We start from the raw sequence: 25719 nt of genomic DNA, 5'->3' as shown, positions 1-25719 counted from the left end.
GATCATGGCGCGCTACGCTGATCTGGCGCTGCCCGAAGACGGCAAGCTTGCGCACAACATCCTGTGGTTTGCCCGCGCGTTGCGAAAGGCGGGTCTGCCGATCGGACCGGGCCGGGTCGTTGACGCGGTCCGCGCGGTCGAGGCGGCGGGTTTCACCGAACGGCGCGATTTCTACTGGACGCTGCACGCCTGTTTCGTCTCGCGCCCCGAACACCGGACGATCTTCCAGCAGGTGTTCCGCCTCTACTGGCGCGATCCGCGCTACATGGAACACATGATGTCGCTCATGCTGCCCGCCATTCGCGGCGTGCAGGAGGACCGCGCCGCCGAAGCCGCCGAAAAGCGCGCGGCCGAGGCGCTTCTGGACGGGGCCATGGGCGATCTGCCCGAACCCGATGCGGGCCGCGACGAGACCGGCGAAGAGCAGATCGAGATCGACGCCTCGATGACGATGAGCCGCGAGGAACGGCTGCGCACGCTCGACTTCGAACAGATGAGCCTCGACGAGGTCGCCGAGGCCAAGCGTATGCTGGCCCGCCTGTCCCTGCCGGTAAAGCCGCTGCCCTCGCGGCGGAGCGGGGCCGATGCGCTTGGCCGCGCCATCGACGCCCGCCGCACCCTGCGCGCGGCGATGCGGCGCGGCGGCGAGATCGCGGAACTTGCGCGCAAGTCGCCCCGCACCCGCTGGCCCAATCTGGTGGTGCTGTGCGACATCTCGGGGTCGATGTCGCAGTATTCGCGGATGGTGCTGCATTTCCTGCATGCGGTGGCCAACCGCAAGGGGCAGGGATGGGCGCGGGTGCATGGTTTCACCTTCGGCACCCGGCTGACCAACATCACCCGGCATCTGCGGGCGCGCGATGTGGATCAGGCGCTGAAGGCCGCCGGGGCCGAGGCGCAGGACTGGTCCGGCGGCACGCGGATCGGCGCGTCGCTGCATGCCTTCAACCGTGACTGGTCGCGCCGGGTCCTGGGGCAGGGGGCGGTCGTCCTGCTGATCACCGACGGGCTGGATCGCGACGATGCCGGCCTTCTGGAAAAAGAGATCGAACGGCTGCACCTGTCCTGCCGCCGGCTGATCTGGCTCAACCCGCTGTTGCGGTGGGACGGGTTCGCGCCGCGTGCGGGCGGTATCCGTGCCATGCTGCCGCATGTGGACGCCTTCCGCGCGGGCCATTCCATCGCCACGCTCGAAGCGCTGGCACAGGCGATCAGCGATCCCTCGGACGGGGGCGAGAAGGCGCGGCTGCTGCGTCAGCTTGCCGCGCCCTGACCGCGACATGAGTTGACACAAGTCAATTCAAATCCCGCATCCGCACCCTATCTTCCCTGTCATAGGCGACGACCACTCCCTCCCTGTGTGGCCGGAACGCTCCTACCGTCGGTTCCCTGTTCGACGGCTCCCGCGCCGCGAGACCTCCCTCTCGCGGCGCTTATCTTTTTTCCGGGCGCATCCACCGGACGCCGGGGTGCATGTCCCCTGTCCTGCCGCCGCAACTCCGACCTTCCGGCAATGGCGTTTCGCGCGCGGCTCGCGCATAGTGGGTCAGGGAGGATCACCGATGCGCGCAGAGCATGACAGCATTCCCGAAATCGCGCTGGCCTGGCACCGCGAGGGCCTGGGGGCGGCGATCGCCACGGTCGTGGAAACCTGGGGCAGCGCGCCGCGCCAGCCGGGCAGCCAACTGGCGATCTCGGGTGACGGTCAGATCATGGGATCGGTCTCGGGCGGCTGTGTCGAGGGCGCGGTCGTCGACGAGGCGCTTGAGGCGCTGAAGGACGGCAGGAACCGCCTGCTGACCTTCGGGGTGTCAGACGACACGGCCTTTGCCGTGGGGCTGGCCTGCGGCGGCACGATCCGGGTTCTGGTCGAACCCGTGGGCGTGGGGCAGGGGATGACCGAGGCGCTGCTGGCCGATCTGGTCGCGGCGCGTGCATCCCGTGCGCCGCGGGCCTGCCGCATCGACCTTGATACATGGGCGCGCGATCTGGTCGCGCCGGGGCAGGATCCGGGCATCGACGCACGTTTTCGCGCCGACCGTTCGGGGCGCGAGGAGGGCGGGCCGTTCATCTGCATCCACAACCCGCCGCTTCGGATGATCGTGGTCGGCGCGGTCCACATCGCTCAGGCGCTGATGCCGATGGCGCGGGCCTGCGGCTATGACGCCACGCTGATCGACCCTCGCGAGGCCTTCGCCAGCCCGGCGCGTTTTCCCGGCGAACGGCTGGTGCATGACTGGCCCGACGAGGCGATGGCCGCGCTTGGCCTTGATGCCCGCACGGCTGTGGTGACGCTGACGCATGACGCCAAGCTTGACGATCCCGCGATCGAGGCGGCGCTGGCCTCGGATGTGTTCTACCTCGGCTGCCTCGGCAGCACCCGGACCCATGCCAAGCGGTTGGAACGGCTGGCCGCCAAGGGCTTTTCCGAGGCGCAGATCGCCCGCATCCACGCCCCGGTGGGGCTGGACATCGGCGCCAAAAGCCCCGCCGAGATCGCGGTGTCGGTCATGGCGCAGATCACCCTGCGGCTGAGGCAGGGCTGATGCGGTTTGGCGCCGTCCCGCTGGATCAGGCCGAAGGCGCGATCCTTGCCCATTCGGTGGCGGGTCTGCGCAAGGGCAAGCGGCTGACGGACGGGGATGTGGCGATCCTGCGGGCGGCGGGGCGGGGCGAGGTGATCGTCGCCCGGCTCGACCCCGAGGACCGCCACGAGGACGAGGCGGCGACCGTCATCGCCAACGCGCTGGTGCCCGATCCGGCGGCACAGGGGTTGCGGCTGTCGGCGGCGGCCACGGGCCGCGTCAACCTGCATGCCATGCGGCCGGGCGTCTGCGTTATCGACGCGGGTGCGATCCACGCGCTGAACCGGGTCAATCCGCTGATCACGCTGGCAACGGTCGCGCCCTTCGCCCGGATGGCCGAAGGCGACATGGTGGCGACCGTCAAGATCATCGCCTATGGCGTGCCCGCGGCGGACGTGGATCAGGCCGCCCGCGCCGCGCGGGGGGCGATGCGCCTTGCCCCGCCCGCCTGTCGGGAGGCCACGCTGATCGAGACGACGGTGACGGGCGAGGACCCGCCGCCCAAGGGGCGCAAGGCGCTGGCCGATCGTCTGGCGCGGTTGGGGATCGGGCTTTCCGCGCGGGTGATCGTGCCGCATCGCGCCCCGGAACTGGCCGCAGCCCTTGCTGCCGCCCCCGGCGAGGCGCTGTTCATCCTGACCGCATCGGCCACCTCCGACCCGGCGGATGTGGGCCCTGCGGCGCTGGTCGCCGCCGGGGGCACGGTCACGCGCTTCGGCATGCCGGTCGATCCGGGGAACCTGCTGTTTCACGGCGATCTGGGCGGGCGTCCGGTGATCGGTCTGCCCGGTTGCGCGCGGTCCCCTGCGCTGAACGGTGCCGACTGGGTGATGGAACGCATCCTCTGCGGTCTGACCGTCACCGCCGACGACATCGCCCGGATGGGCGTGGGCGGCCTCTTGAAGGACATCCCCCAGCGTGGCCGGATGCGCGAGGCTTAGGCGCGCGCGCCCCGGGCCGGTCGCCCGGGGCAGGGGCGTCTGCACCAAATGCGCAAGGATCGGGTCGCACGGCGCTTCGGGGCCGGGCAAGCTGCCGCGATGATGGAAACCGCCCTCGCCCTTGTCCTGTTTCTTCTGCCGCTGGCCTATAGTCCGGGGCCGGGCAACCTGTTCTTTGCCGCCCTCGGCGGGCGATTTGGCCTGCGTGGGGTGCTGCCCGCCCTTGCGGGGTATCATGTGGCGACGCTTGCGGTGACGCTCGCGATCGGTCTTGGTTTTGCCGGGGTCGCGGCCCTTGGCCCGCGACTGATCGAGGCGATCCGCCTTGCCGGGGTGGCCTATGTGATCTGGCTGGCTTTCGGGTTTCTCAGGGCCGGCACGGTCGAGGCCGCGGACAGTCCGCGCAGGGCCGGGTTCCAGGATGGTGCGGCGCTGTTGGTCCTGAACCCCAAGGCCCATGTGATCATCCTGCTGATGTTCAGCCAGTTCCTGCCGGGGCAGGGGGCGGCGGACCCGGCGCTTGTGGCAGGGATCGCGATCCTTTTCACGGTGAACAACCTCGTGGCCTTTGTCCTTTGGGCGCAGGCGGGCGACATGCTGCTGAGGCGCTTTCGGTCGGGCCACGGCGTGCGGGCGCTGAACATTGGCTTCGGTGCGCTTCTGGCCGGGGTGGCGCTGTGGATGCTGGCCCGCTAGGGCGCGCGACCGGCTGCTGCAATGAAAACGGCGGGCACGGCCCGTGCCGCCCCGCCGTTCCGTAAGCTGGCAAAAAGGCTTACTTCGGTGCGATCATCATCACCATCTGGCGGCCTTCGAGCTTGGGCATGGATTCCACCTTGCCATTCTCGCCGACATCCGCCGCGACCCGGTTCAGCAGGTCAAGGCCAAGGTCCTGATGCGCCATCTCGCGGCCGCGGAAGCGCAGCGTGACCTTCACCTTGTCGCCCTCGCCCAGGAACTTCAGGACCGACCGCATCTTGACCTCGTAGTCGTGCTTGTCGGTGCCGGGGCGGAACTTGATTTCCTTGATCTCGATGATCTTCTGCTTCTTGCGGGCTTCGGCTTCGCGCTTTTGCTGTTCGTACTTGAACTTGCCGAAATCCATGATCTTGCAGACCGGCGGCTCCGCATTGGGCGAGATCTCGACCAGGTCCAGCCCGGCCTCTTCTGCCATGGCCAGCGCCCTGGCCGGGGTGACGACACCGACGTTTTCCCCGTCAGCGCCGATCAGGCGGATCTCGGGGGCGCGGATGCGGTCATTGATGCGGGGGCCCGTTTCGCGTTGCGGCGGGGCGTTGTGGGGTCTGCGGGCTATGGCGGCAATCCTTCTGTCGTGGCCATTGATGGCGCGCAAAATAAGGGGGCGGGGCAGGCTTATCAACCGGATTCCGTGACCGGTTCCCGCCGATGGGGCCTGAATGACACCAGTGATGCGGAATTCCCCCTGCCGCAGTGCGGCGAAGCCCTTCCATTCGGGCAGTCGCTCTGCCATATCCCCTACATGAACGACCCCTGTCGTCGAAGGAGCTAGAAAATGAACAAGTCTGTGATCATCGGTGCCGTCCTGGTCCTGGCCGCTGCGGGCGGCTATTACCAGTTCTCTTACCTCCCGGCGCAGAAGGCCGCTGAAGAGGCCGCCGCCGCTGCCGCCGCCGCCGAGGCGAAGGCTGCCGAAGAAGCTGCCGCTGCCGCCAAGGCCGCCGAGGAAGCCGCCGCCGCCGAGGCTGCTGCCGCCGAGGCCAAGGCCGCCGAAGAGGCTGCTGCCGCCGCCAAGGCCGCCGAAGAAGCTGCGGCTGCTGCTGCCGCCGCCGCGACCGAAGCCGCCGAAGGGGCTGCCGCCGCCGTGACCGAAGCTGCCGAAGGCGCTGCCGCCGCTGCGGGCGATGCCGCTGCCGCCGCGACCGAAGCTGCCGCCGGCGCCGTGGAAGCTGCGGGCGATGCCGCCGCTGCCGCCACTGAAGCCGCCGGTGACGCCGCCGCTGCTGCGACCGAAGCCGCCGGTGACGCTGCTGCCGCTGCGACCGAAGCAGTGGAAGGCGCGGTGAGCGACGCCGCCGCCCTGTTCGATCCGGCGAATTTCGATGCGGCCAAGATCAAGGACATGATCACCGCCTCGGCGCTGGATGACAGCACCAAGCAGGCCCTGACCGCTGCCATTGAAGGCGCCGCCGCCAACCCGGCGCTGGTGCAGACCGCGCTGGATCAGGTCAAGCGCGCGCTTGGCATGTGATCGGATGACGCGATCCTGGCGACCGGGCCGTCAGGCCCGGCCTTGCCGGCGCCGGAAAAAGAAGAACGCCGCGCGATCCTGTCGCGCGGCGTTTTCCATTGCAGGCGTTTCCCGGTGAAGGCGTTTCCGGGTGAAGGGGCTGCCCGGTGAAGGGGCTGCCCGGTGATTGGGCTGACGGACCCGATCAGATTCCGTCGCCCACGAAGGCCTTTTCCACGACGAATTCCTGCGGCTCCGAATTCGCCCCCTCGCGCAGGCCGAACCCTTCGAGGATCGCCTTGACGTCGATGTTGAAGGCGAGGCTTCCGCAGACCATCGCCCGGTCGGTCGCCGGGTCCATCGGCGGGATGCCCAGATCGGCAAAGACCTTGCCCGACGACAGGTTGTCGGTCACTCGGCCCATGTGGTGGAAGGGCTCGCGCGTTGTCGTGGGGTAGTAGACCAGCTTGTCGCCCACCATCTCGCCGATCAGGGGGTCGTCGGCCAACCCCTCGACCAGCTGGCGGCCGTATTCAAGCTCGGCCACCTCGCGGCAGGTGTGCATCATGATGACCTGATCGAATTTCTCATAGGTCTCGGGGTCGCGCATGAGGCTGGCGAAGGGGGCGATGCCGGTGCCCGTGGCCAGGAACCACAGCCGCTTGCCCGGCAAAAGCGCGTCCAGCACCAGCGTGCCCACGGGCTTCGGGCGCAGGATGATCTCGTCGCCGACGGCGATGTGCTGCAGTCGGCTTGTCAGCGGGCCGTCGGGCACCTTGATCGAATAGAATTCCAGTTCCTCGTCCCAGGAGGGCGAGGCGATCGAATAGGCCCGCAAAAGCGGCTTGCCCCGATCGTCGAGGAGCCCGATCATCACGAATTCCCCCGACCGGAAGCGCAGCGACTGCGGCCGCGTCACCCGGAAGGAAAACAGACGGTCCGTCCAGTGGGTGACGGAGGTCACGGTTTGCGCGTCGGGCAGATGCGGTTTCGCGGCGGCCCGCTTTTCGGCAGCGTCGGTCATGAGGTTCGCTTCGGTCATTTATCCAATCCCGGAAGTAATCCGGTATCCTGCTTCTATCTTTGATCCATGTCAGATGAAAGCGCGCGGGTCGCCGGTGTCTTTCGGCGGCATCGTGCGACGGGACGCGAGGCTGCCAGACGGGGTGCCGCCAGACGGGGTGCCGCCAGACGGGGTGCCGCCAGACGGGGTGCCGCCAGACGGGATGCCGACAGACGGGATGCCGACAGACGGGGCGCGGGTGGTGGGGCGGGGGTAGTGGCGGGGCAGGTCAGGCACGCAGCCGCGCCTGATAGTGATGCGCGCCCCAGTCGGCCCTTGCCTTCCACTGTGCTGCGGGCTGGCGGGCGGCCAGATCCTCGCCGATCTCGACCTCGTCAAAGCCCACACGCCGCGCCATCGCATATTGATCGGCGATCACATGGCCGAAGGCGCGCAGCCGGCCGGTATAGCCCATCATCCGCAGCCGCCGCGCCAGCGTGAAGCCGCGCCCGTCGTTGAAGGCGGGAAAGGCCACGCGGATCAGCGTGATCCGGTCCAGATGGGCGGCCAGCGCCGCGGGGTCGTCGGTCGGCCCCAGATCGACGGCATGGTCGGCCGCCGTCAGGTCGGCCAGCGGGACGAAGGTTTCATTGGCGGGGGCAGGGGCAAAGCCCGCATCGGTCACGAGAATGGTCATGCCGCGTTGTCCTTTGCTGTGCGGACGGCCTTGCCGTCGATGAAATGGATGCCGCATTCCGTCTTGCCCTGGCCACGCCAGCGGCCCGCGCGCGGGTCCTCGCCCGGGCGCACGGGGCTGGTGCAGGGGGCGCAGCCGATCGACGGATAGCCCTTCGCCACAAGCGGGTGGCGAGGCAGGCGGTTGTTGACGATATAGTCCTCGAGGTCCTCGCGCCCCCAGTGGGCCAGCGGGTTGACCTTGACGCGCGTCTCGCCTTCGGCTTCGAAGAAGTCGACCGTCTGGCGCGTGCTGCCCTGATAGCGCTTGCGCCCGGTGATCCAGCCGTCAAAGCCCGCGAGCGCCCGTTCCAGCGGTTCGACCTTGCGGATGTGGCAGCAGGCGTCGGCGTTGAACTGGTGCAGCGTGCCATCGGGATCGTCGAAGGCCACCCGCGCCGGATTGGCCCGGATCGTGCGGATGTCGCAGAGGTTCAGCTTCTCGGCCAGCTCGCGCTGGTAGTCCAGCGTTTCGGGAAACAGCATCCTCGTGTCGATGAACAGCACCGGTGTTTCCGGGGCGATCACGCTGACCAGATGCAGAAGCACGACCGATTCCGCCCCGAAGGACGACACCAGCGCCACGCGGCCAAGGTCGGCATCCTTCAGCCCGCGTTCCAGCACCGCCGTCGCCCCGTGATGGCGATAGCGGGCATTCAGCAGGGCCACGCGGGAGGCGACCGATCCTTCTGGGGCGTCAAGCGGCATGGCGGTTCGAGGCCTCGCCATAAAGGGCAGCCTTGAACGGGGCCATGCCGACACGGCGCCAGGCCATCAGGAAGGTTTCCCCCGGCCCCTCGCGCAGGTCCAGATAGGCGCGCAGGATGCGTTCGATCGCGGGCACGATTTCGTCATAGGCAAAGCCCGGCCCGGTCTTTTCGCCGATCGCCGCATCTTCGCTGCCGTCGCCGCCAAGCGTGATCTGATAGTTCTCGACCCCCGCGCGGTCGAGCCCCAGAATCCCGATGTGGCCCACATGGTGATGCCCGCAGGCGTTGATGCAGCCCGAGATCTTGATCTTCAGCGGGCCGATGTCGTGTTCCAGCTTCAGCGCCTCGAAATGGGTGGCGATTTCCTGCGCCACCGGGATCGACCGGGCGGTGGCAAGGGCGCAGTAATCCATGCCGGGGCAGGCGATGATGTCCGAGATCAGCCCAACATTGGCCGTGCCAAGCCGCGCGCCCGACAGCGCCGCATGAAGCGCGGGCAGGTCGGACTTGTGGACATGCGGCAGGATCACGTTCTGTTCGTGGCTGATGCGAATCTCGGAATGGCCAAAGGTTTCGGCCAGATCGGCGATCAGGCGCATCTGGTCGGATGTCGCATCGCCCGGTGTCGCGCCGTGCGCCTTCAGGCTGATCGTGACAATGGCGTACTGGTCGTTGCGATGGGGCGCAAGGTTGGTGTCGGCCCAGGCCCGATAGACCGGGTCGGCGGCGCGCGCGGCCTCATGCGCGTCGACGGGCGCGTTGCGGAAGGCGGGCGGCGCAAAGGCCTGGCGGATCTCGGCCAGCAGCGCCTGGTCGGCCCCGCCGAACAGCGGGCGCAGTTCGGCAAAGCGCGCCTCGATCATCCGGGCGATCTCGTCCGCGCCGGTTTCGTGGACGGTGATCTTGATCCGCGCCTTGTACTTGTTGTCGCGCCGTCCAAGTGTGTTGTAGACGCTCAGCACCGCCTCGACATAGGGCAGAAGATCGGCCACCGGCAGGAAGTCGCGGACCGTGGTGCCGATCATCGGGGTGCGGCCAAGCCCGCCGCCCACGATCACCTCGAACCCGGCCTCGCCGCGATCGTTGCGGACCATGCGCAGGCCGATGTCATGGGCGCGCGTCACCGCGCGGTCGTTCGGCGCGCCGGTGATGGCGATCTTGAACTTGCGCGGCAGGAACTGGAATTCGGGGTGGTCGGTCGACCACTGCCGCAGCAGTTCGGCATAGGGGCGGGGGTCTTCGATCTCGTCCGCGGCGGCACCGGCGAAATGGTCGGCGGTGACGTTCCGCACGCAGTTGCCCGAGGTCTGGATCGCGTGCATGCCTACATCGGCAAGCGCACCGAGGATATCGGGCACGTCGGGCAGTTTCGGCCAGTTGAACTGGATGTTCTGGCGCGTGGTGAAATGGCCGTATCCCTTGTCCCAGCGGTCGGCGATCATCGCCAGTTGCCGCATCTGCCGCGGGTTGATCGTGCCATAGGGGATGGCCACGCGCAGCATGTAGGCGTGAAGCTGCAGGTAAAGCCCGTTCATCAGCCGCAGCGGGCGGAATTCATCCTCGGTCAGGCTGCCGTCCAGCCGCCGTTCCACCTGGCCGCGGAACTGCGCCACGCGAGACCGGACAAAGGCCTCGTCAAAGTCGGTGTAGTCATACATGGGCCTGATCCGCCTGTTTGCCGTGGGGGTAGTTCGACGGTCCAACCGTGCGGAACCGTTCGCGGAAATGCACCGGCTCGGGCCCATTGGGGCCGGGACGGGCGTCGGCGAGGTAGGCGCCGACCACCACGCCCCGCTGCGCGTTGGCATGCAGAAGCCGCATCTGTGCGTGCGCCTCGTCCTCGATCAGTTCGGCCTCGTGGTGATGGACCGACCAGCGGTCATCGGCGCACAGATAGACGGCGTCGCCCTCGATCAGGCGGTTGGCGGTGACGACCTTGGGGGTGAAGCGGCTCATGCGGGGGCCCGTGGTGCTGATTGGTTTCCCCTGAAATATAGAATATTATCCCGCTATGGCGCCATATACCCTTGCCAATAAGGAAAATCGTTCCATACTGGCGTGCGATTGGAACAGGGTTTCGAAAAACGGAGCAAAGCGCGAATGTCCGCCCGACTGGATGAGATGGACCGGAAAATCCTTGCCGAACTGCAGCAGGACGCAAGCCAGTCGCTGGACGAGATCGCCCGCAAGGTGAACAGTTCCAAGACGCCGGTCTGGAACCGCATCCGCCGGATGAAGGAGGCGGGCGTGATCACCCGCACCACGGCGCTTCTGGACGCCGAGGCATTGGGGTTGGAGGCCTGTTTCTTCGTGCTGATCCGGACCTCGGAACACGAGGCCGAATGGCAGCGGAAATTCCTGAAGGCGCTTCAGGAACGCCCCGAGGTGATGGAGGCGCACCGGCTTGCGGGCGACATCGACTATATCCTGAAGGTGCGCGTCCGAAATGCCCGCGCCTATGACACGTTCTATCAGGCCCTGATCTCGGAGGTGCGCATCTACAACGTGACGGCACTTCTGAGCATGGAAGAGATCAAGTCGACGACCGTCCTGCCCGTATGACCCTTGCGGCCGGCTGACCCTTTCGCCGGCTGACCCGTTCGGGGTCACCTGCGGGTTCCGTTTGCTGCGCTCTCATCCGATCCTGCGCCCGTCCTGCGCCCGTCCTGCCCCCGCGCGTCGGCACGTTTCGCAGCGACGTCCCAACGCAAGGTGCAACCCTGCCGCCGGTCCATCCCGGCGGTGCGTTGTCATGTGGCGGAACACCTCGGCCCGGACCCGCCCCCGTTTGCGTGCAGCAACACCAAGGCCGTCCGCCGGGCGCAGCACATGACGGTCATCCTCATCCAATGGTGGCGTTGCTTCGGCCTTCGCGACAATGGTGCGGGTTGCCATCTCGGCTGGCGGGCGGCCTGCCGGGCTCAGCCCTTCCGCACCATCAGGCGTTCCAGACCGTGAAAATGGTAGACATCGGCATAGCGCGGCGTCTCGGCCAGTTTCAATTGCGGCAGGCGCTCGAACAGGATCGGCAGGGCGATCTGCAACTCCAGCCGCGCCAGCGGGGCGCCAACGCAGAAATGCAGGCCCGCGCCGAAGGACAGGTTCGGCTTTTCCGGCCGCGCCGGGTTGAAGCGGTCGGGCGCGTCGAAGGCCGCGGGATCGCGGTTCGCTGCCGCCAGCAGAAGCCCCACCTCTGCGCCTTTCGGGATGGTGTGGCCCATCACCTCGACATCCTCATAGGCGTGTCGGGTGAACAGGTGCAGCGGCGGATCGAAGCGGATGATCTCTTCCACCGTCGCCGCGACGTTGCCCGGCGCCAGCGCCGCGCGCGGCGTGCGGTGTTCCAGCAGGCATTTCACCCCGTTCCCGATCGAATGAACCGTCGCCTCGTGGCCTGCGTTCAGCAGCAGGATGCAGGTGGTGATCAACTCGTCGGTGGTCAGCTTCTCGCCCTCTTCCTCGGCGGCGATCAGATGGGTGATCAGGTCATCGCGCGGGTCGGCGCGGCGCCGGTCCACATAGCCGCGCATGAAGGCTACGAACGCCTTGGTCGCGGCGACGGCGCGATCCTCCATCGCGCGGGTCCGGCCTGCCTGATACATGCCCACCATCGCGTTCGACCAGGCCAGAAGGTCCTGCCACATCTCTTCGGGCACGCCCAGAAGGCGGGCGATGATGGTCACGGGCAACTTCTGGCCGAACTCGGCCAGCAGGTCGAACTCGCCCTCGGGGAAGGCATCGATCAGGTCCTGCGTCAGGGCCTGTATTTCGGGTTCAAGCGCCGCGATCCGGCGCGAGGTGAAGGCGCGCAGCACGAGGCTGCGCAGGCGGGTGTGGCGGGGCGGCTCCAGTTCCAGCATGGAATGGGCCTCGACCGCGTAGAAGGGGGCGAGGTGTTCGGGGATCGGCCCGCGCCGTTCCGGCGGAACCTCGCGCCCCAGCCGCCGGTCGCGCAGGATCGCGTTGACCGCCGCATAGGACGTGGCCATCACCATCCCGTAGTCGTCCCAGTGAAAGAACGGCCCGCCCGCGCGGGCGCGGTGGTAGAAGGGATAGGGGTTCTGGACGAACGCCGGATCGGTCGGGGATTGGGACAGGCTTAGCATCGGGTTTTCCGGGGGGCGGATTTTCAGGGTGTCCGGGGCGCAGCGGACGGGCGAAGCGGGATCAGGCCCTGCGCGACCATGACGCCAAGCGCCACGATGGCCGCACCCAGAACCTGTGTCCACTGCCAGGCCCCGCCCAGCATCACGGTGAAGATCATCACATAGAAGGGCGCGGCGTTGATGTGAAGGCTGGCCTGCCCGATACCGATCCGCCCGACCGACAGGATCCACAGAAGCTGGCTCAGGCCAAGCGCGCCCACCGAATAGACCGCAAGCGCCGACCATTCCGCCGCGCCAAGCGCCCGCCAGTCGGGGCCGGCCCCGGTCAGCCCGGCATGGGCCAGCGCGGTGGCCGTGGTTGCAATCGCGGCCCCGGTCAGCGTCACCGACGTCCGGCCAAGGGGGGAAAGCCCGGGAAAGGACGTGACCGTCAGGCGCGAGGCCAGCGCGAAGGTGACGACCGAGACGAGGCAGGCCGCCGCGCCAAGCCCGATGTCAAGCCCGCCGATCCCGCGCCCGAGCGCCACCAGCGCGCCCGCAAGGCTCAGCACCACGCCAAGGATCAACGCGACGGTGAGCGGCCGGCGGTCGGCGATCAGTTCGATCGCGATGCCGACAACCGGCAGGCCCGCCGAGATCACCGCCACCGTGACCGGATCGGTCATCGCCTGCCCGATCACCAGAAAGATCGCCCCGCCCCCCAGCGTCGCCCCGACCCAGAGCGCGCGGCCCCAGACCACCGACCTCAGCGCGCCGGGACCTTCCAGCATCAGCCACAAGGGCAAAAGTGACAGCGCGGCCAGCGACATCCGCATCGCGGTCAGCGGCACCGGCGCCACCACGTCGATCAGCCATTCGGCCGCAGGCAGGCCCGCCGCCCAGATCAGCATGGAGGCCATGCAGAACAGGTTGGCGGCCAGAAGGCCGCCCGCGGGCAGGGGGGATGCAGGTGTGGACTGGGTCATGGAATCCGTGCCGGGGCCAAAGGGCCCGTCCGGGGCGATGATGAACCAGCCGGGCGGGCGGCACTGTTCCGCAAGCGACCTTTGGCGTCGCTGCCGTGCGGCCTCAGGCCGCCGACAGGGCCGCGACGATCGCCCCGAAATCGGCCGCCTTCAGGCTTGCACCGCCGACGAGCGCACCGTCGACATCGGGCAGGGCAAAGATCTCGGCCGCGTTCGAGGGTTTCACCGACCCCCCGTACAGCAGTCGCATCCCCGCCGCCTCGGCCCCGAAACGCGCGGCAAGTTCCGCCCGCATGAAACGATGCACCTCGGCGATCTCGGCATTGGTGGGGGTGCGTCCGGTCCCGATTGCCCAGACCGGTTCATAGGCGATGACCAGAGCCGCCGCGGTGGCGCCGTCTGGCACCGACCCGGCCAGCTGCGCGCCGACGACGGCCAGGGTCTGGCCGGCATCGCGCTGCGCCTCCGTCTCGCCCACGCAGACGATGGCCACGAGGCCCGTGCCCCAGGCCGCCTGGGTCTTGGCCGCCACGGCCGCATCGGTTTCGCCGTGATCGGCGCGGCGTTCGGAATGGCCGAGGATGACATGGCTCGCGCCCGCGTCACGCAGCATCGCGGCAGAGATGTCGCCGGTATGCGCGCCGCTTTCGCGGGCGTGGCAATCCTGCCCGCCGACCATCACGGGCGTCCCCCTTGCCGCGTTTGCCATGCGGTCGATCAGCGTCGCGGGCGGGCAAAGCAGCACCTCGCAGCCGGGCGCGGGATGGGCCGCAGCCAGCGCCGCCACCTCGGCCAGCGCGGTGGCCGTGCCGTTCATCTTCCAGTTGCCCGCAGCGAGTTTGCGCATGGTCCGATCTCCCTGAATACCTGCCGGCGACAGGGTTACGCGATCATGCGGGCAATGCAAACAGCGATCAGGCCGCGGGCGTGTCCTTGAACTTGATCGACTCGCCGCAACCGCAGGCTTCGGCCACGTTCGGGTTGTTGAACCGGAAGCCCGATTCCAGAAGGCCGGTCGCATAGTCGATCTCGGTGCCGAACAGGAACATCTGCGCCATCGGCGCGATCATCACGCGCGCGCCGTCCTGTTCGACGACCTCGTCCATCGGGCTGACCTCGGCGGCGAATTCCATCGTGTATTCCATCCCCGCACAGCCGCCCTTCTTGACGCCGATGCGCAGGCCCTTGGCGCCGTCGCGTTCCATCAGGCGCGCGATCTGGCGCACCGCTGCGGGAGTGAGGGTGACGGGGGCCTTGCCGGGAATGCCGAACATGGAAGGGATCCTTATACCTGCACCGCAAAGATAGGATTTTCCCGGCCGGTTCTCAAGCCTCGGGCCGGATCGTCATCGATCGGGGCATCACGGGGCGATTCCTAGCCGGGCGTTTCGTCATGGGGTTTCACGTCAGGGGGCGTGTCGTCACGGGTCTGATCGTTGCGGGTCTGATTGTTACGGGGCAGACCGTCGCGCGGGGATCGTGGCCGGGCGGCGCTGGTCACGGCTGTCGCAGGTCACGGGCGGGCGCAGGTCACGGGCGCGCGGTCCGGTCGGCCATGGCTTACATGAAGCCCAGTTCCAGCCGCGCCTCGTCGCTCATCATCTCCATCCCCCAGGGCGGGTCGAAGGTCATCTTCACATCCACCTGCTTCACCCCCGGCAGGGGTTCGACGGCATCGGCCACCCAGCCCGGCATCTCGCCCGCGACCGGACAGCCCGGCGCGGTCAGCGTCATGGTGATGTCGACGGCATTCTCGGGGCTGATTTCGATCGTGTAGACCAGGCCGAGGTCATAGATGTTGACCGGGATTTCCGGGTCATAGACGGTGCGGCAGGCCTCGACCACGCTGTCGTAAAGCGGATGATCCGTCGTCGAAGGCTTGATCAGCGGCGCGCCCTCGACGGGTTCGGCATGGTCGTTCATCGGCGTCTCTTTTCAGCTTGCGGGCCGGACGGCCCGGTTTCTTGACCGAATATATAGGAAATCGGCGCGGGAAGGTCCAGACCGCGCGCGCCGTCCTGCCATGCGTCGCGCCGCCACGCGGGGCCATCGCAGGCAGGGCCGCCCGTCCGGGGCGATGGTCCGGCGCCGGAACGAAAGACGCCCGGACCATGCGGGGCCGGGCGTCTGCAATGCCTCTGTGCGGAACTCGTCCCGCGATCAGAACGGGATCTCGTCATCCATGTCGGACCGGCCGCCGCCGAACCCACCGCCGGCCGCGGCACCGCCACGGGCCGCCCCGCCGCCGCTGCCGCCACCGCCATAGCCGCCGCTCGAGGCGCCGCCTTCATAGTTGTCATAGCCGCCACGGTCGTCATAGCCGCCGCCACCACCGCCGCCGCCTTCGCCCCGGCCATCCAGAAGCGTCAGTTCCCCGCGGTAGGGCCGCAGCACGATTTCCGTTGTATAGCGGTCCTGTCCGGACTGGTCCTGCCATTTGCGGGTTTCCAGCGCGCCCTCGATATACACCTTCGAGCCCTTGCGCAGATATTGTTCCGCGATCTTGGCCAGCGGTTCCGAGAAGATCGCGACCGAATGCCATTCGGTGCGTTCCTTGCGTTCGCCGGTGTTGCGGTCGCGCCAGGTTTCCGACGTGGCGATCCGCAGGTTCACCACCTTGCCGCCGTTCTGGAAGCTGCGCACCTCGGGATCGCGGCCCAGATTGCCGACGATGATGACCTTGTTGACCGACCCCGCCATGGGTTCCCCCCTTGAAAATCCTGATTCTGTCTTGCGGGCAGGCTCGCCCGAAACTGGTTAACAAAGCCTATAACGGCCCGGTGTCCCTGCTGCAACCGACCTGCGGGACAGGCGCGCGGGGGCTGTTCGGGCCGGGTGCGACGCGAAAACACCGGGCTGAAGCCACGAGGGTCTTTCGATCCGCAGCGTTCTCGCTATAGTTTCCGCGACCTGACTCCTTCGCTGGTAGGCAGATGAAAAGATTCGTCTCTGTTCTTTGCGCTTTCTCCCTTTGCCTGTCCGCCTCTGCAGCGGCGGCCGAAGGGCTGAAGCTCTCGGGATCGTCCAAGTCGCGCGTCTCGCTGTTCAAGTCGCAGACCTCGCTGCTGGATGGCCGTCTGGCCAAACAGTATTCCGGGTCCACCCGGCTTAAGCCTGACGCGCCGAAGGTGACGGTGGCCACGACCTCGGTCGCGATTCCGCGCTATTCAGGCCGCTACAAGGGGCAGTACCTGGAAACCGCGAAGGCCGCCGCGCGCCGCCATGGTGTGCCCGAAGATCTGTTCCTTCGCCTGGTGCAGCAGGAATCGGGCTGGAACCCGAACGCAAGGTCTCACAAGGGCGCGACAGGTCTGGCCCAGCTGATGCCCGGAACGGCGCGGCTGGTGGGGGTGAACATCCACGACCCGGCGCAGAACCTGGACGGCGGGGCGAAATACCTGCGGATGATGTACAACAAGTTCGGCAACTGGCGGCTGGCGCTTGCCGCCTACAATGCCGGGCCGCTGGCGGTGGAAAAGCACAACGGCATCCCGCCCTACACGGAAACCCGCAATTACGTGCGTGTGATCCTGGGCGGCTGAGGGCACGTCCGGGACCGAACGGTCGCGCGATCCGGCCTCAACGGCGCGGAAACCGGAACTTTCCGTCGGCGATCTTGCGGATCAGCGAACAGCCGATCTCTTCGCGGTGAAACAGCGTCCATGCGTTGTTGGCGAAGGCCCGCGGCTCAAGGGCATAGATGCTGATATGCACAAGGCTCATCGAACCTTGCGGCGGCACGGGATGCGTCGCCAGCAGCATGTCGCGCCAAACGGGGTCGAGCGATTCCATCTCGAACGCGTTTGCCACGAATTCCTGTTCGGTTGCGGCGATCTCGACCTCGCCTGCGGATTGCTGCAGCAAGGCATGCGCCATTTCATGCGTGATCGTCGCGGCGAACAGGGCTTCGGGCGGCATGGCCCTGCGCGCGTCCCCGTCGGCAAGCAAGCCTGGCATCCCGTCGATGTCGGATACCTGCAGGCAGCCGGTGCGCTGGTCGAACACGGCAAGGCAATTGCCGAACGAGGGATGCATCGCGCGTTCGACCACCGCGATGTGGATCGGATAACGCTGTTCCAGGCCGCAGGACCCGATCAGCGCCTTTGCCCCGATGGCGGCTGCGCAGACCTTGGCCGAAAGACTCTCGCTTTCGGCTGCGACCGTCAGTTCGGGGTCGTCGCAAACCCGGATTTCTGCCGGGGCGACATCAGGCACAAGCGACAGTCCGGCCAGAACGACACCGTACAGAATGTCACGCATGATGCGATCTCCCGGGTTCGGTCGGGGTGCGATCTGGACTCGCGACCCGGACGTCGTGATCGTTCCGGGAAAAGTTAACGCCACGAAGCCGGCCCGTGGCAACCCGTTCCGAAAGGCCCGCCGGTCCGGGGCCGCGGCCCTTAGGCCAGCGCGCCGTCGGGCGTGATCCGGGTCTTGCCGCCCAGATAGGGATGCAGCACCGCAGGCAGATCGACCGACCCGTCGGCCTGCTGTCCATTTTCCAGAACCGCAATCAGGCAGCGCCCGACGGCAAGGCCCGAGCCGTTCAGGGTATGCACGAATTCGGGCTTGCCGCCGCCGGCGGGGCGGAACCGGGCGTTCATCCGCCGGGCCTGAAAATCGCCGCAGACCGAGACGCTGGAAATCTCGCGATAGGTGTTCTGGCCGGGCAGCCAGACTTCAAGGTCATGCGTCTTGGTCGCGCCAAAGCCCATGTCGCCGGTGCAAAGCACGATCACCCGGTAGGGCAGGCCCAGCTTTTGCAGGATCGCCTCGGCGCATCCCGTCATCCGTTCGTGTTCGGCCAGCGAGGTTTCGGGCGTGGTGATCGACACCATCTCGACCTTTTCGAACTGGTGCTGGCGCAGCATGCCGGTGGTGTCCTTGCCCGCGCTGCCCGCCTCCGACCGGAAGCACTGGGTATGCGCCGTCATGCGGATCGGCAGGGCGGCTTCGTCCACGATCTCGCCTGCGACGAAATTCGTCAGCGTCACTTCCGAGGTGGGCACCAGCCACCAGCCATTCGTGGTCTGATAGCTGTCTTCGGTGAATTTCGGCAACTGGCCCGTGCCATACATCGCCTCGTCCTTCACAAGGACGGGGGTCCAGGTTTCGGTCAGCCCGTGTTCGTTCACATGGGTGTCCAGCATGAACTGCGCCAGCGCCCGGTGAACCCGCAGCACCGCGCCCTGCATCACCACAAAGCGCGAGCCGGAAAGTTTCGCGGCGGTGGCGAAATCAAGGCCCACCTTCGCGCCCGCGATATCGAAATGCTCTTTCGGGGGGAAATCCATCCCGCGCGGCGTGCCCCAGCGGCGCAACTCCACATTGCCCGCCTCGTCCGCGCCCTCGGGCACCTCGGGCAGCGGCAGGTTGGGGATGGTTTCAAGGATGGATTTCAGCCGGGCATCTTCCGCCCCGGCCTTTTCGTTCATCGCGGCCACTTCGGCCTTTTTCTCGGCCACCAGTGCGCGCAGGCGTTCGAACTCGGCCTCATCCCCGCGCGCCTTGGCGGCACCGACCTCTTTCGAGGCGGCGTTCTGCGCGGCCTGGGCAGTTTCTGCGGCCAGAATGGCGGCGCGACGGGCCTCATCCACCGACAGGATATCCGACGACATCGCGGGCAGGCCCCGGCGGGCAAGCGCCGCGTCAAAGGCTGCGGGGTTTTCGCGGATCGCGCGGATGTCGTGCATGGTCTCACCTCTTCGGACTGACGGGCCCCATATGCCCCATTCCACGCGCGGCGTGAAGGGGGCGGGGAAAGCCGGGGCGCAGCGGATGGGCCGCTCGCGCCTGCCGCCCGAAATGCGTGGTGCGGGCCATTGGCAAGCGCCGCCGTCCTTCATATATGGCCCCAAAGGCGGGTTTCCGCCCGCCTTGCCAAGCGCACACCCCGTGGATAGGGTGCGCCACCATCAGAATTCCCGGGGGTCGAACCCCTGACGACACGCAACGAAGAGGACGCCAGATGTTCGCAACCCCCGCCTTCGCCCAGGCCGCCGCCCCCGGTGGCGCGGCCGCCTTCGGCCAGTTCCTGCCGCTGATCCTGATCTTCGTGATCATGTACTTCTTCCTGATCCGTCCTCAGCAGAAGAAGATGAAGGAACACCGCGCGATGGTCGATGCGCTGCGCCGGGGTGACCAGGTCGTGACCCAGGGCGGCATCGTCGGCAAGGTCGCCAAGGTCCATGAGGACGGCATGCTGGATGTCGAGATCGCCGAGGGCGTGAAGGTCAAGGTCCTGCGCAACACCATCGTGCAGGTCCTGTCGAAAACCGAACCCGCCGCTGCCTGAGGCCATCCGAAATGATGCAGACCCCGCTGTGGAAGCGCGTGCTGATCTGGGCCGTTGTGGTCCTTGGGGTCGCGGCCGCGTTTCCGAACCTCCAGTATAGCCGCGTCGAGACGCATAACGATGCAGTCGCGGCGGTCGAGGCAGCGGGGGGGACCGCCACGCCCGAACAGCAGGCCGCGATCGACGCCTGGCCGTCGTTCCTGCCGTCGGGCCTTGTGAACCTGGGGCTTGACCTGCGGGGCGGCGCGCATCTTCTGGCCGAGGTCCAGGTGGCCGATGTCTATGCCGCCCGGATCGATGCGATGTGGCCCGATGTGCGCGATGCGCTGAGGGACGTGCGCGACCAGGTGGGCGCGGTGCGCCGCCAACCCTCGCCCGAGGGCGTGCTGCGGGTCGCGATCTCGAACACCGAGGCGATGCCGGTCGCGCTGGAAGCGGTCAGGGAACTGGCCCGCCCGGTGGTCACGCTGACAGGGGTCGGCCAGAACGACATCGACGTGACCGCCGAAGGCGACACGATCGTCGTGCAGTTGTCCGAGGTCGAGCGCGCCGCCACCGACGACCGGACGATCCAGCAGAGCCTTGAGATCATCCGCCGCCGCGTGGACGAAGTGGGCACGCGCGAACCCACCATCCAGCGCCAGGGCGAGGACCGTATCCTGATCCAGGTGCCGGGCATCGGATCTGCGGCCGAACTGAAGGCGCTGATCGGGACCACGGCGAAACTGACCTTCCATCCGGTCCTGGGCCGCACTTCGGATGCGGGTGCCGATCCGGGTGCGCGCAACCTTCTTCTGCCGTCGATGGATGAGGAAGGCGTCTTCTACATCGTCGAACAGACCCCGGTTGTCACAGGCGAGGAACTGGTCGACGCGCAGCCCGCCTTCGACCAGAACAACCGCCCGGCGGTCAACTTCCGCTTCAACCCTACGGGCGCGCGGAAGTTCGGCGACTATACCGCGACGAACATCGGATCGCCCTTCGCCATCGTGCTGGACGACGAGGTGATTTCCGCCCCGGTCATCCAGGATCACATCCCCGGCGGGTCGGGCATCATCACCGGTCGCTTCACGGTCGAGGAATCGACGCAGCTTGCGGTTCTGCTGCGGGCGGGTGCGCTGCCGGCCGAAATGACCTTTCTCGAGGAACGCACGGTCGGCCCCGAACTGGGGCAGGATTCGATCGACGCGGGCAAGGTCGCGGCGGTCGTCGCGATGGTTGCCGTCGCGGTCTACATGGTGGCCAGCTACGGCCTGTTCGGGGTCTTCGCGAACATCGCGCTGGCTGTGAACATCGCGCTGATCTTCGGGGCGCTGTCCACCATCGGCGGCACGCTCACGCTGCCGGGCATCGCCGGGATCGTGCTGACCATCGGTATGGCGGTCGATGCCAACGTGCTGGTCTTCGAACGCATCCGCGAGGAACTGCGCAACCAGAAGAATCCGGGCCGGGCCATCGAACTGGGCTATGAACGCGCCTTCTCGGCCATCCTGGACGCCAACATCACCACATTCATCACGGCGGTGGTGCTGTTCACGGTCGGGGCCGGCCCTGTCCGCGGCTTTGCCGTCACGCTGGGTGTGGGCATCATCACCTCGGTCTTCACGGCGCTTTTCGTGACGCGCGCGATCATCGAGATCTGGTTCAACGCCCGCCGCCCCAAGACGATCACGGTTTGAGAGGAGAGACGCACCATGGCCTTCCGTCTGCGGCTCGCGCCCGAAAAGACCAACATCGACTTCTTCCGCGCCCAGTGGCTTACCTTCGGCGGTTCGATGATGCTGACCGTCGTGGCGATCGCGCTTTGGGCCGTGATGGGCCTGAATTTCGGTATCGACTTTCGCGGCGGCACCACGATCCGCACCGAAAGCGCCCAGCCGGTGGACGTGGGCGCCTATCGTCAGGCGCTGTCGGGGCTTGATCTGGGCGACGTGCTGATCACCGAGGTTTTCGATCCCACCTTCGGCCCCGATCAGCACGTGGCACAGGTGCGCATCGCGCCGCTGGACGGATACGAGGCGGTCACGCCCGAAACGATCCTGGCGGCCGAAGAGGCGCTGAAGACGGTCGATCCGTCGATCACCTTCCCTTCGGTCGAAAGCGTGGGGCCAAAGGTATCGGGTGAACTGGTCTGGAAAGCGATCCTTGCCATGGTCGCGGCGACCGGCGCGATCCTGATCTACATCTGGCTGCGGTTCGAATGGCAATTCGCGCTTGGGGCCGTGGCGGCGCTGGTGCATGACATCTTCATCACCATCGGCGTTCTGGCGCTGTTCCAGATCAAGTTCGACCTCGCGATCATCGCCGCGCTGCTGACGATCCTCGGCTATTCGATCAACGATACCGTGGTCGTCTTCGACCGCCTGCGCGAGAACCTGATCAAGTACAAGACGATGCCCCTGCGGGACGTGATGAACCTGTCGGTCAACGAAACGCTCAGCCGGACCCTTATGACCTCGGTCACGACCCTGATCGCGCTTGTCGCAATGGCGGTCTTCGGCGGGGACGTGATCCGCGGCTTCACCGTGACGATCATCATCGGCATTGTCCTGGGCACCTATTCCTCGGTCTTCGTGGCGAAGAACCTGCTTCTGTTCATCGGGCTTGACCGGTCGGAAAAGCCCAAGAAGGGCGGGGACCACGAATTTGCCAATGTCGACGCCTGAGGACGGGGCGACAGGAAGGGCGACCGGGCGATGCGGCTGACCGAGATCACCTATGACAAGGCGCAGCCGATCGACGGCTACGGCCCCGGCTTCTTTCGCATCGGCGGTCAGGTGCTGCGCGGGGCCTGCCTGATCACGCCCTGGGATGCTGGGCCCTGGGCCGGATTTGCCGATACGGAGGCGCCGCTGGCGCTGGCGGGCCGGATCGACGTGCTGTTCCTTGGCACGGGGGCCGAAATCGCGCATCCCCCCGCCGCCTTCCGCGAGGCGCTGGAGGCTGCGGGAATCGGCGTCGAGCCGATGAACAGCCCGGCCGCCTGCCGCACCTACAATGTGCTTCTTTCCGAAGGCCGCCGCATCGCCGCGGCCCTGTTGCCCGTCTGACGGCCGGTCTGTTGGCCGCCCTGACAACTTAGGCGCTGCCTAATCTTCCGGAAGAAAGAAACAATTTCCCCTGAACCCGACGGGCCAATAGACCTTGGACGCGGCTGCCTGCGAACAGGGCGGCCCTTGCGTCAGGATCGAAGGGAAGGCAGGGCCATGTCAGTGGAACGGACGGATACGCTTGTGGTGGGCGGCGGGCAGGCCGGGCTTGCGGCCAGCCGTCATCTGGGACGGCGCGGTATCCCGCATGTGGTGCTGGAACGCGCCCGCATCGCCGAACGCTGGCGCAGCGAACGCTGGGATTCGCTGGTGGCGAATGGCCCGGCCTGGCATGACCGCTTTCCCGACCTGGAATTCGACGGGATCGACCCCGACAGTTTCGCCCCAAAGGAACGGGTCGCCGCCTATTTCGAGGACTATGCCCGCAAGATCGACGCGCCGATCCGCTGCGGGGTCGAGGTGACGTCGCTGACGCGAAAGGCCGATGGATCGGGCTTTGTCGCCGAAACGTCGAAGGGCGTGATCGAGGCGCGCAATGTCGTGGCGGCCACCGGGCCGTTCCAGAAGCCGCTGATCCCCACCGTCGTGCCGGAAAACGCGGGCCTTCTGCAGATCCATTCCACGGGCTACCGCAACCCCGGCCAGTTGCCCGAGGGGGCGGTTCTGGTGGTGGGGGCGGGGTCTTCCGGGTCGCAGATCGCGGATGAACTGCTGCGGGCGGGGCGGCGCGTCTTTCTTTGCGTGGGTCCGCATGACCGCCCGCCGCGCGCCTATCGCGGGCGCGATTTCGTCTGGTGGCTGGGGGCACTGGGCTATTGGGACGCGCGCACGGTGCGGCCGGGGATGGAACATGTGACCATCGCGGTCAGCGGCGCGCATGGCGGGCATACGGTTGATTTCCGCGACTATGCCGACCGGGGGATGATCCTTCTGGGCCGCGCCGGTGCCTGGCGCGATGGTCGGCTTGAGATCGCCGGCGACCTGGCCCGCAACATCCGCGAGGGCGATGCCCATTACCTGCGCATCCTCGACGAGGCCGATGCCCATGCCGCCCGCGAGGGGCTGGACATGCCCGAGGAACCCGAGGCCCGGCGGATCGGCCACGACCCCGACTGCATGACCAACCCGATCCGGTCGCTGGACCTCGCGGGCGACGGGATCACGTCGATCATCTGGGCCACGGGATTTGCCCCCGATTTCGGCTGGCTGAAGGTGGATTGCCTGGACGACAGCGGGCGCCCGATCCACGACAAGGGCGTGTCGCGGGTGCCGGGGCTGTATTTCCTGGGCCTGTCCTGGCTGACCCGTCGCGCCTCGGCCTTCATCTGGGGCGTCTGGCACGACGCCGACGCGGTCGCCGCCCATATCGCCGGGCGCGGTTGACCTGTGCCTACCCCCGGGCGGCGGCCAGCGCCTGCGGCAGCACCTCGGCCAGAACGTCGAGTGCGGTATCGTCGCCCAGGCTGATGCGGATGCAGCGGTCCATCGGGGCCACGAAGGGCATCCGGATGAAGACGCCGCGCGCCACGCATTCCTTCAGCACGGAGCGGGCGAAATCCCCGTCGCGCCCGCAGTCGACGGTCACGAAATTGGTGGCCGAGGGCAGGGCGGTCAGACCGTTTTCCGCCGCGATCGCCCCGACGCGCGCCCGCGCGGCGGCGACCCGCGTCCGCACCTCGGCCAGCCACGCCTGATCGGCCAGCGCCGCCAGCGCGCCCGCTTGCGCGATGCGCCCCATGCCGAAATGGTTGCGCACCTTGTTGAAGGCGGTGATCAGCGGCGCGTCCCCGATCGCATAGCCGACGCGCAGGCCCGCCATGCCGTAGCCCTTGGAAAAGGTGCGCATCCGGATCACGCGCGGGTCATCCGCCGCGATGTCGGGCGCGGTGCCGTCGGGGGCAAGGTCGATATAGGCCTCGTCCAGCACGATCAGGCTGCCGTCGGGGCAGGCGTCGATCATCGCCCGGATCGTGGCGGCGGGGTGATGGCTGCCCATCGGGTTGTCCGGGTTGGCGATATAGATCAGTTTCGCCCCAACGGCTGCCGCGCGGGCGATCAGCGCCTCGGGGTCTTCGGCATCAGCCTTGTAGGGAACCTTGTGCAGGGTTCCGCCATAACCCGCGACATGAAAATTGAACGTGGGGTAGGCGCCGTCCGAGGTCACGACCGGATCGCCGGTGCCCACCAGCATCCGCACCAGATAGCCCAGAAGCCCGTCGATCCCTTCGCCCACCACGATATTGGCCGGGCTGACCCGGTGATGGGCGGCCAGCGCCTGCCGCAGGTCATGGTTTTCCGGGTCACCATACATCCAGACCTCGCGCGCGGCTTGTTCCATCGCGGCGATGGCGCGGGGTGAGGGACCAAAGAGCGATTCATTCGCCCCCAGACGCGCGCGGAAGGCCGCCCCCCGCGCACGTTCCTGGGTTTCCGGCCCGACGAAGGGGACAGTGGCGGGCAGGCTTGCGACAAGGGGGGTGTAGCGTGGTCCGGTCATGGGGGCATCAGAAACGGATTTTCCCCCTTTCGGCAAGGGGGCTGCGCGCCATCTTGAGGGCAGGCTTCGGAGCGGAGGACAACCGATGAAGAAGGGTCTGACACGCCGCGGGTTTCTGGTGACGGCGGCCGCGGCAGGCGGCGCGCGCCTTTTGCCGCCGGTCGTGGCGAAACTGGGCGGCAAGCGGGTGCTGATGCTGGTCGTGGACAAGGCGACGGGAACCCTTCGGGCGGTGGACCGCCTGATCCCCTGAGCCGGTCAGGGTTTCAGGAAGGCGCGCCGCGCCTCCTCGGCGATGGCGCGGCGCATCTCGATCCGGGCCAGTTCGGCCAGGGCGGCCTTGATCTCGTCGGGGTCGGTCAGGGCGGCGACATGGGCGCGCAGCACCTCGGCGCGCTTTTTCCACTCGATCTCTTCGGGCAGGACACCCGCCGCGGCCATGATCCGGAAACCGGCCGCATCGCCCACACTGACGAAGGCATCGCCGGTGCGGTCGGGCAGCGGCTTTCCCTCGCCTGCAAGGCCAATGAGCTGCCCGCGCGCGCGGGCACGCAGCATCTGTCGTTCGGCGATCCGTTCAAGCCATCCCATCACCGGAAGATGGGAGGCCCGCAGGAAAAGAA

General features: G+C 67.4%; 29 protein-coding genes. 13 read left to right on the top strand and 16 right to left on the bottom strand.

Annotation, left to right across the window (positions count from 1 at the left end; translation table 11 throughout):
• Positions 1-4 precede the first annotated feature (4 nt).
• The 4 genes from E7811_RS01400 to E7811_RS01385 all read left to right on the top strand — a co-directional run bounded on the left by E7811_RS01400 (position 5) and on the right by E7811_RS01385 (position 4222).
• Positions 5-1273, top strand: a complete 1269-nt coding sequence (locus E7811_RS01400) for a vWA domain-containing protein (protein WP_136392816.1) — start codon at positions 5-7, stop codon at positions 1271-1273.
• Between the two features lie 289 nt (positions 1274-1562).
• Complete coding sequence (locus tag E7811_RS01395) at positions 1563-2546, top strand: XdhC family protein (protein WP_136392815.1); 984 nt, start codon at positions 1563-1565, stop codon at positions 2544-2546.
• A complete protein-coding gene (locus E7811_RS01390; protein ID WP_136392814.1) occupies positions 2546-3526 on the top strand; it encodes a molybdopterin-binding protein in 981 nt (326 codons plus the stop codon). The genes E7811_RS01395 and E7811_RS01390 overlap by 1 nt, the downstream gene beginning before the upstream one ends.
• A 48-nt stretch (positions 3527-3574) precedes the next feature.
• The gene (locus E7811_RS01385) at positions 3575-4222 is read left to right on the top strand and encodes a LysE family translocator (RefSeq protein WP_246020149.1); all 648 of its coding nucleotides are present in this window, start codon (positions 3575-3577) and stop codon (positions 4220-4222) included.
• Positions 4223-4301: 79 nt separating this feature from the next.
• Here the strand turns inward: E7811_RS01385 and infC are convergent, their stop codons facing one another.
• A complete protein-coding gene (gene infC, locus E7811_RS01380; protein ID WP_168732897.1) occupies positions 4302-5018 on the bottom strand; it encodes a translation initiation factor IF-3 in 717 nt (238 codons plus the stop codon).
• A gap of 42 nt (positions 5019-5060) precedes the next feature.
• On the opposite strand from infC, the gene E7811_RS18310 reads away from it, so the two are divergent.
• Positions 5061-5756 carry a hypothetical protein gene (locus tag E7811_RS18310; RefSeq protein ID WP_136392813.1) on the top strand — a complete coding sequence of 232 codons (696 nt, stop codon included), beginning with the start codon at positions 5061-5063 and terminating at the stop codon, positions 5754-5756.
• 184 nt (positions 5757-5940) lie between these two features.
• Here E7811_RS18310 and E7811_RS01370 read toward each other — a convergent pair whose 3' ends face one another.
• From E7811_RS01370 to E7811_RS01345, 5 genes are all read right to left on the bottom strand, one after another.
• Entirely contained in the window at positions 5941-6777 is an 837-nt protein-coding gene (locus E7811_RS01370; protein WP_136392812.1) for a ferredoxin--NADP reductase, read from the bottom strand.
• A gap of 250 nt (positions 6778-7027) precedes the next feature.
• Positions 7028-7435, bottom strand: coding sequence for a DUF934 domain-containing protein (locus E7811_RS01360; protein WP_136392810.1), 408 nt, complete (start codon positions 7433-7435; stop codon positions 7028-7030).
• Positions 7432-8181, bottom strand: a complete 750-nt coding sequence (locus tag E7811_RS01355; protein WP_136392809.1) for a phosphoadenylyl-sulfate reductase — start codon at positions 8179-8181, stop codon at positions 7432-7434. Before E7811_RS01355 ends, E7811_RS01360 begins: the two co-directional genes overlap by 4 nt.
• Entirely contained in the window at positions 8171-9841 is a 1671-nt protein-coding gene (locus tag E7811_RS01350) for a nitrite/sulfite reductase (RefSeq protein WP_136392808.1), read from the bottom strand. The genes E7811_RS01355 and E7811_RS01350 overlap by 11 nt, the downstream gene beginning before the upstream one ends.
• Positions 9834-10139, bottom strand: a complete 306-nt coding sequence (locus E7811_RS01345; RefSeq protein ID WP_136392807.1) for a DUF2849 domain-containing protein — start codon at positions 10137-10139, stop codon at positions 9834-9836. The genes E7811_RS01350 and E7811_RS01345 overlap by 8 nt, the downstream gene beginning before the upstream one ends.
• Positions 10140-10283: 144 nt before the next feature.
• On the opposite strand from E7811_RS01345, the gene E7811_RS01340 reads away from it, so the two are divergent.
• On the top strand, positions 10284-10745 hold the full coding sequence (locus tag E7811_RS01340) for an Lrp/AsnC family transcriptional regulator (RefSeq protein ID WP_136392806.1): 462 nt from the start codon (positions 10284-10286) through the stop codon (positions 10743-10745).
• A gap of 359 nt (positions 10746-11104) precedes the next feature.
• Here the strand turns inward: E7811_RS01340 and E7811_RS01335 are convergent, their stop codons facing one another.
• From E7811_RS01335 to ssb, 6 genes are all read right to left on the bottom strand, one after another.
• Positions 11105-12289: a cytochrome P450 gene (locus E7811_RS01335; RefSeq protein ID WP_136392805.1), complete on the bottom strand. Its 1185-nt coding sequence runs from the start codon at positions 12287-12289 to the stop codon at positions 11105-11107.
• A 23-nt stretch (positions 12290-12312) separates the two neighbouring features.
• Positions 12313-13254, bottom strand: a complete 942-nt coding sequence (locus E7811_RS01330) for a DMT family transporter (protein WP_136392804.1) — start codon at positions 13252-13254, stop codon at positions 12313-12315.
• 103 nt (positions 13255-13357) lie between these two features.
• On the bottom strand, positions 13358-14101 hold the full coding sequence (gene tpiA / locus E7811_RS01325) for a triose-phosphate isomerase (protein ID WP_136392803.1): 744 nt from the start codon (positions 14099-14101) through the stop codon (positions 13358-13360).
• Positions 14102-14168: 67 nt separating this feature from the next.
• Positions 14169-14528: a HesB/IscA family protein gene (locus tag E7811_RS01320; protein WP_136392802.1), complete on the bottom strand. Its 360-nt coding sequence runs from the start codon at positions 14526-14528 to the stop codon at positions 14169-14171.
• Positions 14529-14814: 286 nt separating this feature from the next.
• A complete protein-coding gene (locus E7811_RS01315; RefSeq protein WP_136392801.1) occupies positions 14815-15177 on the bottom strand; it encodes an SUF system Fe-S cluster assembly protein in 363 nt (120 codons plus the stop codon).
• A 237-nt stretch (positions 15178-15414) separates the two neighbouring features.
• Positions 15415-15954, bottom strand: coding sequence for a single-stranded DNA-binding protein (gene ssb, locus E7811_RS01310; RefSeq protein WP_136392800.1), 540 nt, complete (start codon positions 15952-15954; stop codon positions 15415-15417).
• A 233-nt stretch (positions 15955-16187) separates the two neighbouring features.
• Here ssb and E7811_RS01305 point away from each other — a divergent pair, with 233 nt between their 5' ends.
• Positions 16188-16796: a lytic transglycosylase domain-containing protein gene (locus E7811_RS01305; protein WP_136392799.1), complete on the top strand. Its 609-nt coding sequence runs from the start codon at positions 16188-16190 to the stop codon at positions 16794-16796.
• Between the two features lie 37 nt (positions 16797-16833).
• On the opposite strand, the gene E7811_RS01300 is transcribed toward E7811_RS01305, so the two are convergent.
• Both E7811_RS01300 and serS read right to left on the bottom strand, forming a co-directional pair.
• Positions 16834-17514 carry a DUF6639 family protein gene (locus tag E7811_RS01300; protein WP_136392798.1) on the bottom strand — a complete coding sequence of 227 codons (681 nt, stop codon included), beginning with the start codon at positions 17512-17514 and terminating at the stop codon, positions 16834-16836.
• Between the two features lie 140 nt (positions 17515-17654).
• On the bottom strand, positions 17655-18947 hold the full coding sequence (gene serS, locus E7811_RS01295) for a serine--tRNA ligase (protein WP_136392797.1): 1293 nt from the start codon (positions 18945-18947) through the stop codon (positions 17655-17657).
• A 275-nt stretch (positions 18948-19222) separates the two neighbouring features.
• On the opposite strand from serS, the gene yajC reads away from it, so the two are divergent.
• From yajC to E7811_RS01270, 5 genes are all read left to right on the top strand, one after another.
• On the top strand, positions 19223-19549 hold the full coding sequence (yajC, locus tag E7811_RS01290) for a preprotein translocase subunit YajC (RefSeq protein WP_136392796.1): 327 nt from the start codon (positions 19223-19225) through the stop codon (positions 19547-19549).
• Positions 19550-19560: 11 nt separating this feature from the next.
• Entirely contained in the window at positions 19561-21228 is a 1668-nt protein-coding gene (secD, locus tag E7811_RS01285; protein ID WP_136392795.1) for a protein translocase subunit SecD, read from the top strand.
• A 15-nt stretch (positions 21229-21243) separates the two neighbouring features.
• Positions 21244-22215, top strand: a complete 972-nt coding sequence (secF, locus tag E7811_RS01280; RefSeq protein ID WP_136392794.1) for a protein translocase subunit SecF — start codon at positions 21244-21246, stop codon at positions 22213-22215.
• Between the two features lie 30 nt (positions 22216-22245).
• A complete protein-coding gene (locus E7811_RS01275) occupies positions 22246-22599 on the top strand; it encodes an Mth938-like domain-containing protein (protein WP_136392793.1) in 354 nt (117 codons plus the stop codon).
• 156 nt (positions 22600-22755) lie between these two features.
• A complete protein-coding gene (locus E7811_RS01270; protein ID WP_136392792.1) occupies positions 22756-23982 on the top strand; it encodes a flavin-containing monooxygenase in 1227 nt (408 codons plus the stop codon).
• Between the two features lie 7 nt (positions 23983-23989).
• Here E7811_RS01270 and E7811_RS01265 read toward each other — a convergent pair whose 3' ends face one another.
• Positions 23990-25096 carry a pyridoxal phosphate-dependent aminotransferase gene (locus tag E7811_RS01265; RefSeq protein WP_136392791.1) on the bottom strand — a complete coding sequence of 369 codons (1107 nt, stop codon included), beginning with the start codon at positions 25094-25096 and terminating at the stop codon, positions 23990-23992.
• Positions 25097-25181: 85 nt separating this feature from the next.
• Between E7811_RS01265 and E7811_RS01260 the strand changes: the two genes are divergently transcribed.
• A complete protein-coding gene (locus E7811_RS01260) occupies positions 25182-25349 on the top strand; it encodes a twin-arginine translocation signal domain-containing protein (protein WP_136392790.1) in 168 nt (55 codons plus the stop codon).
• 5 nt (positions 25350-25354) lie between these two features.
• Here the strand turns inward: E7811_RS01260 and E7811_RS01255 are convergent, their stop codons facing one another.
• A complete protein-coding gene (locus E7811_RS01255) occupies positions 25355-25687 on the bottom strand; it encodes a DnaJ family domain-containing protein (protein WP_136392789.1) in 333 nt (110 codons plus the stop codon).
• Between the last annotated feature and the right edge of the window lie 32 nt (positions 25688-25719).

The organism is Aliigemmobacter aestuarii, assembly GCF_004799285.1.
GTDB lineage: Bacteria > Pseudomonadota > Alphaproteobacteria > Rhodobacterales > Rhodobacteraceae > Aliigemmobacter > Aliigemmobacter aestuarii.
This window is presented reverse-complemented; position numbering and strand designations above follow the sequence as displayed.